At 65.7% G+C, this 13,570-nt stretch carries 9 protein-coding genes; all 9 read left to right on the top strand.

From position 1 onward, the window contains the following. Positions 1-153 precede the first annotated feature (153 nt). The 9 genes from ACVIGA_RS14615 (at position 154) to ACVIGA_RS14575 (ending at position 13,381) form a co-directional block, all read left to right on the top strand. Entirely contained in the window at positions 154-588 is a 435-nt protein-coding gene (locus tag ACVIGA_RS14615) for a hypothetical protein (RefSeq protein ID WP_223966901.1), read from the top strand. Between the two features lie 546 nt (positions 589-1,134). Further along, positions 1,135-2,382: a helix-turn-helix domain-containing protein gene (locus ACVIGA_RS14610; RefSeq protein ID WP_456666930.1), complete on the top strand. Its 1,248-nt coding sequence runs from the start codon at positions 1,135-1,137 to the stop codon at positions 2,380-2,382. Positions 2,383-2,718: 336 nt separating this feature from the next. Continuing rightward, a complete protein-coding gene (locus tag ACVIGA_RS14605; protein ID WP_456666929.1) occupies positions 2,719-8,136 on the top strand; it encodes a beta strand repeat-containing protein in 5,418 nt (1,805 codons plus the stop codon). Continuing rightward, positions 8,133-8,711 carry an invasion associated locus B family protein gene (locus tag ACVIGA_RS14600; protein ID WP_456666928.1) on the top strand — a complete coding sequence of 193 codons (579 nt, stop codon included), beginning with the start codon at positions 8,133-8,135 and terminating at the stop codon, positions 8,709-8,711. Before ACVIGA_RS14605 ends, ACVIGA_RS14600 begins: the two co-directional genes overlap by 4 nt. A gap of 79 nt (positions 8,712-8,790) precedes the next feature. Further along, positions 8,791-9,471 (top strand): hypothetical protein, encoded by a 681-nt coding sequence (locus tag ACVIGA_RS14595; protein ID WP_456666927.1) that lies wholly within the window; start codon positions 8,791-8,793, stop codon positions 9,469-9,471. A 263-nt stretch (positions 9,472-9,734) separates the two neighbouring features. Continuing rightward, positions 9,735-10,607: a helix-turn-helix domain-containing protein gene (locus tag ACVIGA_RS14590; RefSeq protein WP_456666926.1), complete on the top strand. Its 873-nt coding sequence runs from the start codon at positions 9,735-9,737 to the stop codon at positions 10,605-10,607. Positions 10,608-10,727: 120 nt separating this feature from the next. After that, entirely contained in the window at positions 10,728-11,924 is a 1,197-nt protein-coding gene (locus tag ACVIGA_RS14585) for a CaiB/BaiF CoA transferase family protein (RefSeq protein WP_456666925.1), read from the top strand. A gap of 64 nt (positions 11,925-11,988) precedes the next feature. Further along, complete coding sequence (locus ACVIGA_RS14580) at positions 11,989-12,732, top strand: SDR family NAD(P)-dependent oxidoreductase (protein ID WP_456666924.1); 744 nt, start codon at positions 11,989-11,991, stop codon at positions 12,730-12,732. A 4-nt stretch (positions 12,733-12,736) separates the two neighbouring features. Continuing rightward, a complete protein-coding gene (locus tag ACVIGA_RS14575) occupies positions 12,737-13,381 on the top strand; it encodes a glutathione S-transferase family protein (protein ID WP_456666923.1) in 645 nt (214 codons plus the stop codon). Positions 13,382-13,570 lie beyond the last annotated feature (189 nt).

Raw genomic sequence — 13,570 nt, 5'->3', positions numbered from 1 at the left:
CGGCCACCAGAATGACCCCGGCTCCTGAGGCCGGCGGCCTTCAATCAGTGATCCGCATCTCGACGATCGCGGCGCCTCGGGCAATAAAGGGCGAGGGGCACAGTGTGCACAGGGCTCCCGGCACGATCACGGAAGGTCGAAGGAGACATCGCAGTGCTCGATCATATCCTGAAGTTCATGACGCTCGGGACCATTATCGTCGGCGTCACCGCGATCTACACGGCGCTGCACACCAACAACCGGCGTCTGGGAGCCGACATCTTCCTCAGATATTCCGAGCGCATATCCGATCTGCGGCGTCGCCTGCCAACGGCGGCGTTCCATGACGAGGGCGCTGGCGGCGCCATTGAGATGACGCCGGACGAGCGCCGAATTGTGCATGAAGTCATCTTCTCGATCTTTGAGCTCTACGAGCTCAAGGTGCATGGCTTCGTTCCGCCGGGAATCTGGAAGATCAGGGAGCCCGACATCGAACGGGTGCTCTCTTTGCCGGTCTTCCAGCAGGAGTTGGCGGTCGTGCAAGGCAGGTTCGCGAAGCATCCGCGCTTTGCGGCATGGCTCGACGGGATCGGGCAAGGCAAGGCATAGCCGGGCGACGCCCGATCGAGGACCGCATGCTCTGTCGCCGGCGTGCGATCAGGCTCGCCCTTCGGCATGGCGGGCGTGTTGACCGGCGAATGTCATGAGCCATCATGACTTTCGTCATCTCGACGTTCAGATGAAAATGCCGCAGCGTGCTGCGACATGTGCGCCTCGTGCGCGCGTGTTCCGTTCCCATCGATCTCATTGACGTCGCACGTGGTGGAATGCCGCATGATTAGGCAAGCGTCTTCAGGCGCGGTCGACGCGAATTCTTTGCGCGGGATTCGCGATGTGTCATGTACCGTGCATAAGTTGCGGCGCTCTCTCGACATTCATTTTGTCCCAGCGCGAAGATCGAGAAAATTTTCTGAAGTCTCTGCGATGTTGCGTTGCCCGATCGCATCGCATGAAAGCAATGTTGGATTTCTTCACGGCGCACGTTGCTGCCGCTCTGGTTCTCGCACAGATTGTTCTCTAGATCGGTCAGACCGAGTCGGTGACGGAGCTTCCGGGCCGGATCCGGCTATGACGCGACAATGATGAATGCCATGTGTGAGCCCGACTGCCGCAGGACCCATCGGCCCTATCAGGAGCGGCCGGCGTAAGCGGGTGATGTCCGCATCCGAAAATGCTGCTTCCTTGTCCGCCAGAAATTCGCCTGCCAGTCAGCGGCCGGCGACGCAACCTTGGGAATGCGCCCCCGTTGAGACGACGTTCGTCGTTTGCGACCACGGGGGACGGAATGACATGCCAGAAGACGACAATGCGCCGGCAAGTGCCGCCAGGCTCCTCGAACAAGTTCCCCTGCCGCGCGAGCCCCGGAACATCAGGGACATAGTCCCGGCGGTACCGCGGCTTTTCACGACACGGCTCTATCCGCCATCGGAACAGTTCGGGGTCTGGAAGGCGCGCATGGCCTCGCTGATCGACGTCGCGCCGCCCGATGGCTACAGCCCCGCGCAGGGGTTCGAGGTGGAGTACCTGACCTGCAACATGGCCGACGTCGTCTTCACGTCAGGACGCGTTGCCGATCAAACATTCGCGCGCGTCGTCGAGCCCTCGCACGGCGCGCCGGTCGATATCTGGTGGCTGTTCCGCCTGCGCTCCGGCGAAGCCCGCTTCGAAACCGCAGAGCGGCGGGTTCACGCCGGGCCAGGCGCGATGTTCCTGATCTCGCTCGACGATGATTTCCGCGGCAGCATCACCGACTATGATGGCCTGGTGCTTGCTTTGCCGCGCCGGTCATTCGCAGACGTGGCCGATCAGCTTAACGACGCCTGCAACATTCTGCTCTCGGGCAATCTGATCGAACTGCTGTCCGACTATCTCGACAGACTCGAAACGCGCCTGGTCCTGATGTCGCCGGAGGAGTTGAGGCAGGCGGGGCGAGCGACCGCACAGATGATCGCCGCATGCATTCAGCTGTCTTCGGACCGGCTGGAGCAGGCGCGCGGCGCAATCGAATCGGTGCTGTTCGAGCGTGCTCGTCTTTATATAGAGACGCATCTCGGCGACTTCGATCTGACGCCGGATCGCATTGCGCAGCAATTGCGGATATCGCGCTCTGCACTCTACCGTGCATTCGAGAGCGTCGGCGGCGTCGCCGGATATATCCTGCGCAAGCGGCTGCGCGCAGCACATGCCGAACTGGTCGCATCCACCGACAGGCAAGTGCAGGAGATCGCCTATCGTCACGGCTTCAAGCTGGCGTCGGATTTCACGCGCGCGTTTCGCCGCGAGTTCGGCGTCAGTCCGCGCGAGATGCGTGAACGCGTGCGTCGCAGGTCAACTGCCGGTTGAATATTTGCGGATTACCCCACGGTGCATCGAGCAAATCATTCAACTTGTGAGACGATCTGCGCGCTATTTGGACGGGCTGCTGAGTGACGTTGTCAAATATGTGTCTATCATTTTTGATATGACGACTCGGGGCACATTGATGGGGCAGTCGAGCGAGCGCTGGGTGGCAAGATCGCGCTCGTTGAGTTCGACACATCGTTGGCCGGGACAGGAAGGCAGGCGTGCGTTGCGCTGTCTTCATTTCGTCACATGCGGTCCCAAAGGGCACGCATGTCGGCACAGTCCGCGGCATGGCACCCCCGACGTCTGGACAAGATGTCACGAAGGGGTCGCACCATGGTTGTCGCACGCAACTCATCCGAATCGCTGAAGCGTCAAGGCCGCACCGGCTTCGTGCGGAGCTGGGTCGCCTCGGGCGATGCGGGCAGCCGTTCGCTGCGGCGTCGGCTGTTGGCGGTGCTGCGTCAGGCGCACCGGACACTGGGTGTGAAGCGCGACCGGCTCGGGCTTGGTGCGCTCGGCGTCGGCGGGGTCACCTCCACGATGGCCGCAACGCTCGGTGCGTTCGCGATCATGGTCGCCGCTACTTCGGTTGCGAGCGCGCAGAACTACAACGCCGGCACTGGAAGCGTCGCCTCGGGCGGCGGTGCAACGGCAGTCGGCACCAATGCGTCGGCGACGTCCTCGTCCGGGTCTGCCGTCGCGATGGGCGCCAACGCCAAGGCCAACGCAATCGGGCAAGGCTCTCCGATCGCAATCGGCGCCGCTTCCAATGCGAGCGGCACCGCTCCCGCCGGCTTCAGCTTCGAGGCGATCGCCATCGGTACCGGCACGAACTCGACCGGACCATGGTCGACCGCGGTCGGCACGACGGCCACCGCGAGCGGCACCGGCGCGAGCGCGTTCGGCACCTCCGCCAGTGCGACGGGAAATCAGTCGACTGCGATCGGAAACGGCGCGAGCGCCAGCAACATCTATGCGATCGCGCAGGGCTACCTTGCCGCAGCATCAGGACAATATGCGGTCGCACTCGGTCGGAACGCATCGGCCACGGGCGACGGCGGAATGGCGCTGGGTGCCGGCACGATCGCAAGCAACATCAATGCGGTCGCGCTCGGCGTCAACGCCAATGCGGCCGCAGCCGGTGCCAGCGCTTTGGGCACATTCGCTGCTGCCACCGGTGGAAATGCGACCGCTGTCGGCGTCAGCTCCTCGGCGAGCGGTAACTTTTCGTGGGCCGGAGGCTGGTCGTCCGTTGCCTCGGCGGACAGCGCGACTGCTTTGGGCAAGCAGGCGGTCGCGTCGGGGATCAACTCATTCGCCGGAGGCAGCTCCAGCAAAGCAGGTGCAGATTTTGCCGTGGCTGTGGGCAACCAGGCGCAGGCGCTCAGCACCGGCGGCTCGGTCGCGATTGGATCGGGCGCAATCGTTAGCAGCACGGCGACCGGCGGCATCGCGATCGGCAACAATGCGGCATCCGCCGGCATCAATTCGAACGCGACCGGCGTTGGAGCCAGTGCCGCCGGCACGAGTTCGCTGGCGATCGGCACTGCCGCAAATGCGAGCGCCGCTGCCAGCACTGCGGTTGGCAACACAGCCGTTGCCAGCGGCCAAAACGCCTCCTCATTCGGGTCCGGAGCGAACGCGACAGGAGATAACTCTCTCGCGGCCGGCGTCAGCGCCACCGCCAGCGGAGTAGCCAGTACCGCGCTCGGCATCGGCGCCAAGGCGTCGGCTACAAGCGCCATCGCTATCGGTAACAATGCCGCGGCCAGTTCCGCCAACGCGGTGGCCTTGGGCACCAACGCGGTGGCAACCGGCGGTCAGGCCGTCTCGATCGGCGCGAACAACACCGCCTATGGCAACGGCGCCGTGGCGATCGGCGATCCCAGCTATGCCAGCGGCACCGGCGCCTTCACCGGCGGCGCCAACAACATCGCCAACAGTGACGGCACGGCGAGCGCCACCGCCGCCAACCAGGCCAACGGCGCGGTCGCGATCGGCAATAACAACAAGGCGATCGGGCAGGGCTCCGTGGCGCTCGGCAACGGCTCCACCGCGGGCGCCGCCGGTCTTGCCGGCAATATCGCACTGGGCAACGGCGCCACGGCGGCGGCAAAATCCGGCGATGTCGCGCTCGGCTCCGGCAGCGTCACGGCTGCCGCGGTCGGCACGCCCAACGCGGTGATCAACGGCATCACCTATTCGGGCTTCGCCGGCACCACCCCGGCCTCGACGGTCAGCGTCGGCGCGGTCGGCGCGGAACGCACCATCACCAACGTCGCGGCCGGACGGATCAGCACGTCGAGCACGGACGCCATCAACGGCTCGCAGCTCTACAGTGTTGCCAATACGCTCTCGAGCCAGATCGCCGCCGGCGCGATCCACGACTACAGCGTCAACAGCGCGACGCCGGGAACCGACACCAACTACAACAACGCCGGAGCCACCGGCGCCAACGCGCTCGCGGCCGGCGTCAGTGCGAGTGCCGCCGGCGCGAGCAGTGTTGCGGTCGGCACCGGCGCCGCGGCGCGGGCATCATCCGACACGGCGCTCGGTTCGGGCGCGCTTGCCGCGTCGCTCAGCAATTCGCCGCAGACCGGGGCCGTTGCCATCGGTGCGGGGCAGGCCACGAATGATGGTGCCATCGCGATCGGCAACGGCTTTGGCGGCGGTCCGAAGGCATCCGGTCACGATTCGATTGCTCTCGGCACCGCCGCGACCGCGTCAGGCTCTTCATCCGGCGCCGTTGGCGCCGGTGCGACGGCATCGGGCGCCAGCTCCTTTGCCGGCGGTACGTCCGCGACGGCCAGCCAGGCCAATTCGCTCGCGCTTGGCGCCAATGCCAACGCCTCGAACGCAAATGCGGTCGCGCTCGGCTCCGGCAGCGTGACGACCGCCGCGGTCGGCACCCCGAACACCGTGATCAACGGCACCACCTACAGCTTCGCCGGCACGACGCCGGGCTCGACCGTCAGCGTCGGCGCCGTCGGCGCCGAGCGCACCATCACCAATGTCGCGGCGGGACGGCTCAACAACGGCTCGACGGATGCGGTCAACGGCTCGCAGCTGTTCGCCACCAACCAGGCGGTCGACGGCCTTGCGAGCACCGTCAACAACATCAACACCGGCGGCGGTATCAAGTATTTCCACGCCAATTCGACGCTGGCCGATTCGTCTCCGGTCGGGACGAACTCGGTCGCGATCGGGCCGGTGTCGACGGCGACCGGCGCCGGCTCGGTGTCGATCGGCAACGGCGCGACCGCCGCGAATGCCAACGATGTCGCGCTCGGCGCGGGCAGCCAGACCACGACGGCGGTCGGTACCCCGAATACGGTGATCAACGGTACGAGCTACAGCTTCGCCGGTACGACACCGACCTCGACGGTCAGCGTCGGCACGGTAGGCAACGAGCGCACCATCACCAACGTGGCCGCGGGACGGCTCAATAACGGCTCGACGGATGCGGTCAACGGCTCTCAGCTCTGGTCCACCAACCAGGCCGTGGACGGTCTCGCGACCACCGTCAACAACATCAACAATGGCGGCGGCATCAAGTATTTCCACGCCAATTCGACGCTGGCCGACTCGTCGGCCGCCGGGACGAATTCGGTTGCGATCGGGCCGGTGTCGACCGCGACCGGCAGCGGCTCGGTGTCGATCGGCAGCGGCGCGACCGCCGCGAACGCCAACGATATTGCGCTCGGCTCGGGCAGCCAGACCACCACGGCGGTCGGCACGTCAGGCATCACCATCGGCACCACCGCCTACAGCTTCGCCGGCACGACACCGCTCTCGACCGTCAGCGTCGGCGCCGTTGGTGCCGAGCGCACCATCACCAACGTCGCCGCGGGACGGATCAGCAACGGCTCGACCGATGCGATCAACGGTTCGCAGCTGTTTGCCGCCACTTCGGCGATCGACAGCCTCTCGACCCTCGTCAGCAACGGCCTGACGCATTATTATGGCGTCAACGACGGCGGCATCCAGAAGGCGAACTACACCAACAACGGAGCGACCGGCGTCAACTCGATGGCTGCCGGCGTCGCCGCGTCGGCGACGGCCGCGAATGCTACGGCGCTGGGCTTCAACACCCAGGCCTCGGTCACCGATGGCGTTGCGATCGGCTCGGGTTCGATCTCCAACCGCGCGATCGCGCCGGCGTCCGGCATCATCGGCGGCACCATCATTCCCTACAACACCACCGATCTCGCGCTGCTCGGCGCGGTGTCGGTCGGCAATGCCACGAGCTATCGGCAGATCACCAATGTCGCCGACGGCACCCAGTCGAGCGACGCCGTCACCGTGCGGCAGCTGACCGGCGCGCTGTCGTCGTTCGCGACCACGACGACAAAATACTTCCACGCCAACTCGACGCTCGCCGACTCGCTCGCGGTCGGCAACAATTCCGTCGCGGTCGGACCGCAGACCGTGGTCAATGGCGACAACGGCATCGGCATGGGCTTTGGTGCAACCGTGCAGCAGACCGCACCCGGCGGCATCGCGATCGGCCAAAATTCAGTATCGAACTTCGCCGACTCGATCGCGTTCGGAACCAATGCGGTGGCCGGCGGCATCCAGTCGGTGTCGATCGGCGCCGGATCCCAGACCACCAACCCGACCAGCGTTGCGCTCGGTCCGAATGCCAAGGCGACGGCACAGGCCGGCGACGTCGCGCTCGGCGCCAATTCGACCACACAGGCGGTGGTCGCGACCAAGAACACCACGATCGGCGGCACCACCTACGCCTTCGCCGGCACGGCGCCGGCATCGACCGTCAGCGTCGGCAGCGTCGGGGCGGAACGCACCGTCACCAACGTCGCCGCGGGCCAGATCAGCTCGACCTCGACGGACGCGATCAACGGCTCGCAGCTCTGGGCCACCAACACCTCGCTCGACGCTCTTTATACGACGGTCAACAACATCTCGACTGGCAGCGGCGGCATCAAGTACTTCCACGCCAACTCGACCGCCGCGGATTCGTCCGCCACCGGCGCGGAGAGCGTTGCGATCGGCCCGCAATCGGTCGCAAGCGGCGCGAACGCAGTGTCGATGGGCAACGGCTCGGCCGCATCGGGCGCCAACTCGGTCGCGATCGGCGCCGGCGCCAAGGCGACTTCGGCCAACTCGCTTGCGCTCGGCGCGAACTCGACCACCACGGCCAATCTGAGCGATGCGGCCTATACGCCCGTCGTCGGCAAGAGCGTCGCGGGGGTTGCGACCGGCGAAGTGTCGGTCGGCTCGTCCGGGGCCGAACGCCGCGTCACCAATGTTGCCGCCGGATCGGCCGCGACCGATGCGGTCAATGTCAGCCAGCTGCAGGCGGTTTCCAGCGGCTCGATCCGCTACGACACCGATGCCTCAGGGAACACCACCAACAAGGTGACGCTGAACAGCGGCAGCAGCGGGCCGGTCACCATCAGCAACGTGGCGGCGGGCGTCGCTGGCACCGATGCGGTCAACGTCAACCAGCTCAACAGCGCATTTCAGCAGCTCAATGGTCAGATCGGCGAGGTGCGGCAGGACGCCTGGCGTGCCGCCGCGATCGGCATGGCCGCGGCATCGCTGCGCTATGACGACCGGCCCGGCAAGATCAGCGCATCGGCCGGCGGCGGCGTCTGGCGCAGCCAGGGCGCGCTCGCCTTCGGCATCGGTTACACCAGCGAGAACAGCCGGCTGCGCAGCAATTTGGCGGCGACCACCGCCGGCAGCGACTGGGGCGTCAGCGCCGGCGTGAGCCTGACGCTCAATTGACCCTGACGGCGACGAGGCGGCTGGCGTGTCTGGCGTTGGCGATCTGGCTCTGCGCGGCCGTGAATGCGGCCGCGCAGGGCGTGCTGCCATCCGCCTACACCGTGAAGCCGTCGGACGTCGCGGTGCCGGAAGGCGAGACGCTCGGCGAGTTCAGGCGGATGATCCAGCCGTTCAAGAACTGGACCTTGATTTGCGACGAGAGCCTCAAATCGAAGCGCCGCGTCTGCAACGTCACGCAGTCGATCGTCAACGCGCAGGGCGCGGTCGCCTTCAACTGGTCGCTGATTGCGACCGCCGACGGCAAGCCGCTGATGGCGATGCGGATTCCCACAGCCGCCGGCGTCGGCGCCCAGATCGAGCTTGCGATGGGCAATAGTCCGGACCGCATCGTCGCGCAGACCGATCGCTGCGACGCCAATTTCTGCTTTGCCACGATCGCGATCGGCAATGTGCTGAGGCGGCATATCCGCGCGGCGACGCCGTGCCTGGTGTCCTATCCGCTTCCGCAAGCAGGGCCGATCGTGCTGGAAGCGCCGCTCGACGGACTGTCCGGCGTGCTGGCGAAGCTGAAATGAAGCGAGGTCGGACATGCGGATCTGGAATTCCGGCGTCCAACTCGAAACTGAAGTGCGAAGTGAAAAGGACGGATTGTCGATGCGGCGCACCCTTGGATTGATCTTTGTTGCGGTCGTCGTGGCCGCGCTCGGTGCTGCCGGCGTCGTGGTCTACGCGCAGCAAACGCAACCTGTACCCTTGCAGCCGGCCGTACCCGCGCCGGCCAAGAAGCCTGCCGCCGCTGCCGCGAAGCCGCAGCCGCACAAGCAGCGTCCGCAGGAGGCGCAGACGCCACCGGCTGCCGCGGCATCCGTTCCGCCGCAGCAGGCCGGGCAGCAACCGACCGTGTTCGACGAGCATGCGCGACAGGGCAACGTCGCGACCTGCGCCAATCTGTTCGGGTTGCTCGGCCGCGGTCTCGCGACCAACTCCAATTACACCGCGCAGTCGCAGTGGGATTCCAAAGCCGGCAATTCGCATTCGGTGCAGTCGCTGGTTGCGCTCGCGCCACTCCAGGCGCCTCAGGGCAGCGCTGCCCAGCGCGCCGCCGGCATCGTGTTTGCCGCGCCGGTCGGGTCGTCCTGTGAAGGCAATCTGGTGCGGGTGACGCCGAGCCCGGAGAGCTGCCCGACAGTTGCAGCCGAACTCGCAAAGCTCAACGGGCAGAACGGCACGCTTGGTGACCTCGCGACGATCGCGCTGCCGAACGGCGCGCAGGTGGTGCTGATTCCGTTCGGCAACGCCTGCGTCGCGGTGACCGCGCTCCGGGTCGCCGGATAATGCGGCCCGCTCGGCGCGCGCTGCGCCGGGCGCCTGCCGCCTCCCATCCACCTCTCCTCTGCAAGGCGCCCGGCAATCGCGGCGCCGATCCCCCCGCGCGCCACCGAATGTGAGGGCGGCACGCGGTCTCTCGCGTGCGCTATCCGCCGAACCTGCCCGCTAACATCTTGGCGATCAGCCATCAAAGGGCTGGATTTCTGGCTCCGAATAGTCAATTCTGATTTGGAACTTACCATCCGTGCCATACGCGGAGGAGATGTCCCATGGAGGAAGCGCGTCCGGAGCGGTTTGTCCGCAAGGTCGGCGGTGAGCTTGTATCGTCCGTCATCGCGCGATCGGAGCCGATCAGGGTCGAGCTGCTCAGCCGGACCTCGCGGCCCCGCATGAACTGGCACTTCCGCCAGCCCGAACTGACGTTGTTCTGGTTCCGCAACGGCTGCTCGCGGTTGCAGGCCACGATCAACGGCCGTCCGGTCGAATATGAGTTCTCCAGCGCGGCCAACCTCGCGCTGTTTCCGGCCGGTACCGAGATCGAGGGCGAGTGGTCGGTCGGGCCGGCGTTCGACTATGTGGTCGTGTTCCTCGACCCGAAGTTCGTACAGAGCCGTCTCCATGGCTTGATCGAAACGCCCGCGATTGCGTTCGGCCATGACCAGCTCTGCCGCGGTCTCTCCGAACTTTGCCAGGAAGCAACCACGCCGGACAATCTGTTCGACCTGTTCGCCGAAGGCTGGGCCAGCCAGGCGCTGGCCCATATGGCGCGGCTGTCGCGCGGCGCGGAACCGGCGAAGGCTCCGAGCCGTGGCGGACTGCCGGCGCTCAAGTTGCGGAGGATCGAGGCGTTCGTCCGGGAGAATCTTGGCGAGACGATCTCGCTGTCGGCACTGTCGGATGTTGCCGGCCTGAGCAAGCGGCATTTCCTGCGCGCGTTCCAGGAAAGCATGGGCACCAGTCCGCATCGCTATGTGCTGGGCCTGCGCATCGAAACCGCCAAGCGTCGCCTCAGCGACACCGATGAAAGCCTGACCAGCATCGCGCTGGCATCGGGGTTCAGCCACGCCCAGCATTTCTCGTCGACATTCAGGCAGGTCACGGGTGTCAGTCCGTCGATGTTCCGGCAGCAGGGCCGGGCGTAAGTTTCGGCGCTTTTTTGCAAGTCGAGGCGCTTTCCCGCAAGCACCAGTGGACGGTCCATCGTATGCCGAGGTTGCGCTCAGGGTTTGGTCGCATCCGCGCATTGGAAAAGGAAGCAAAGCATGCCAGGGCCATTGGCGGGAGTTCGCGTACTTGATCTGACCGGTGTCGTTTCGGGCCCGTTCGCGACGATGTTTCTGGCCGATCAGGGTGCGGATGTTCTGAAGGTTGAGCCGATCGGCGGCGACATCACCCGCCGCAGCCGGGCCAATGTCGACAAGACCGGCGAGTTCTCGGCACTGTTTATCTCGTCGAACCGCGGCAAGCGTTCGCTCTCGATCGACATGAAAACCGATGCCGGCCGGGACGTGCTGGGCAAGCTGGTCATGCAGTCCGACGTGCTGGTGCAGAATTTCCGGCCCGGCACGATGGAGCGTCTCGGGCTCGGTCCGGACGAGGTGCGCAAGAAGAATCCGCGGCTGATCTATGTCTCGATCAGCGGCGTCGGCGAAGACGGGCCTTACGCCAAGAAGCGCGTCTATGACCCCATCGTGCAGGCTCTGTCGGGGTTCTGCGATATCCAGGCGCAGCCGGTGACCAACCGTCCGCAGATGATCCGGACCATCGTGGCCGACAAGACGACGGCGGTCTATGCCGCGCAGGCGATCACGGCGGCGCTGTACGCGCGGGAAAAATCCGGCAGCGGCCAGCATATCCAGGTGGCGATGCTCGACGCGATGATCGCCTATCTCTGGCCGGAAGGCATGATGCAATACACGGTGGTCGGCCGGGAGCAGGGGACGGCGGATCCGAACGATCGTCCGGATCTCGTGTTCCAGACCTCGGACGGCTATCTGACCTGCGGGACGATCTCCGATTCCGAATGGCAGGGCTTCTGCAAGGCCACGGGCGATCCGGAGCTTGCCAGAGATGAACGCTTCGCCACGCCGGCTTCGCGCTCGGTCAATGCAACGGCGCGCATCAACAGGATGCAGGACTATATCGGCAGACACACCACTGCCGAATGGCTCGCCCGGCTCGATGCGGCCGACGTGCCCTGTGCGCCGATCCTGCGGCGCGGCGAAATCATCGCCAACGAGCAGGTGGTCGCCCGCGGGCTGATCGCCGAGCTCGAGCAGCCAGGCGTCGGCACGGTGCGGCAACCGAAACCCGCGGCGCGTTTCGAGGTCGATGCCGCCGCGATCGGCGGCCCGGCCCCGCGCATCGGCCAGCATACGAGACAGGTGCTGTCCGACCTCGGCTACGGCGAAGCCGCCATCGCAGAGATGATCGAGCAGAAGGCCGTGCGCGCGGTCTGAGCGATCGCGCCACGCAACGTCACCATTGCTGAACTGAACAACTGCCGTCGGTGGGAGATGTCCTATGGCCGAGACAAACAAGACTGCCTTGCTGGTGGGCGCGGGCGATGCGATCGGCGCCGCGGTGGCGCGGCGCTTCGCCGCCGGCGGCTACACCGTCTGCATCGCGCGGCGCGATGCGGCGAAATCGGGCGCGCTGGTGGAGGAACTGACCGCCGCCGGCAGCCGGGTGCATGCGCTCAGTGTCGACGCGCGGCGCGAGAGTGAGGTGCAGGAGCTATGCGAGCGGGTCGAACGCGAGTTCGGGCCGATCGAGGTCTGCCTGTTCAATGCCGGCTCGAACGTCAAGAAGGAGCTGCATGAGACCAGCGAAAAGCTGTTCTTCAAGGCTTGGGAGCTCGCCTGCTTCGCCGGCTTTCTGGTCGGGCGCGAGGCGACCCGGCACATGCTGCGGCATGGCCGCGGCACCATGCTGTTCACCGGCGCGACCGCGAGCGTGCGCGGCAGCAGCGGCTTTGCCGCATTCGCATCCGCCAAGTTCGGCCTGCGCGCGGTCGCCCAGGCGATGGCGCGCGAGCTCGGGCCGAAGAACATCCACGTCGCGCATCTCCTGATCGATGCCGGTGTCGACAGCCCGGCCATCCACCAGCGGATGAAGGCCGCCACCGGCGTCGACGCATCAGAGATCCCACCTGACACGTTGACCCGGACGTCCTCGATCGCGGAGGCCTACTGGTTCGTGCACCAGCAGAGCCGCGACGGATGGAGCCATGAACTGGATCTGCGTCCCTCCGTCGAGAAATGGTGACATTATGACGGAGACGCTGACGTTATGGGGGGTGGGGACATCGCGGACGATCCGGGCCCATTGGGCGTTGCACGAACTGGGGCTGGACTATCACTGCAAGCCGATCCTGCCGCGTTCGGGCGAGACCAAGACGCCGGAATACACCTTGCTCAATCCACGGCAGAAGATTCCCCTGCTGCAGGACGGCGACTTCACGATCGGGGAGAGTGCCGCCATCGTCGCCTATCTGGCGCGCCACTATTCAAATCGGAACATCTCGCTCGTTCCCGTCGAGGAGCGCGACTTTGCGCGATGGCTGGAATGGTGCTTCTTCATCGTGGCCGAGCTGGACTCGACCAGCCTCTATGTGATGCGCCGCCATGACGTCCAAGGCCTCGCCCATATCTACGGCCATGCTCCGGACGTTGTCGTGAAAGCGGCCGAGTATTTTCGCCAGCAACTGCGGCACGTTGAAGTCGCCCTGTCGGACGGCCGGCAATATCTGATGGGCGATCAATTCACCAGCGCGGATATCCTGCTGACGACCTGCCTGGTGTGGGCGATCGATTACGGTGTCGGGGTCTGCGAGGTCGCAACGCCCTATCTCGACCGCGTCACGGCACGGGCGGCCTATAAGGAAAGTGTCGCGATCAATACCGTGAAGAGCTGACTGGTCACGCGCGTCAGAGCCTGGTCCTCGCCGGACCGCCGACATCGCATCGCGGCGTCAGGCCGTAGCGGCCATGCAGCCCGCGCCAAAGGGCCCTCAAGAGCATCCGCATCGAATTTCCCCTCGACATCAGCGATAGCAGGCATCCTGCTGACGCCGGTAACGGAATGACAGAGCCAATTCTGGGCA

The organism is Bradyrhizobium sp. USDA 3240, from assembly GCF_054063295.1.
This window is presented reverse-complemented; position numbering and strand designations above follow the sequence as displayed.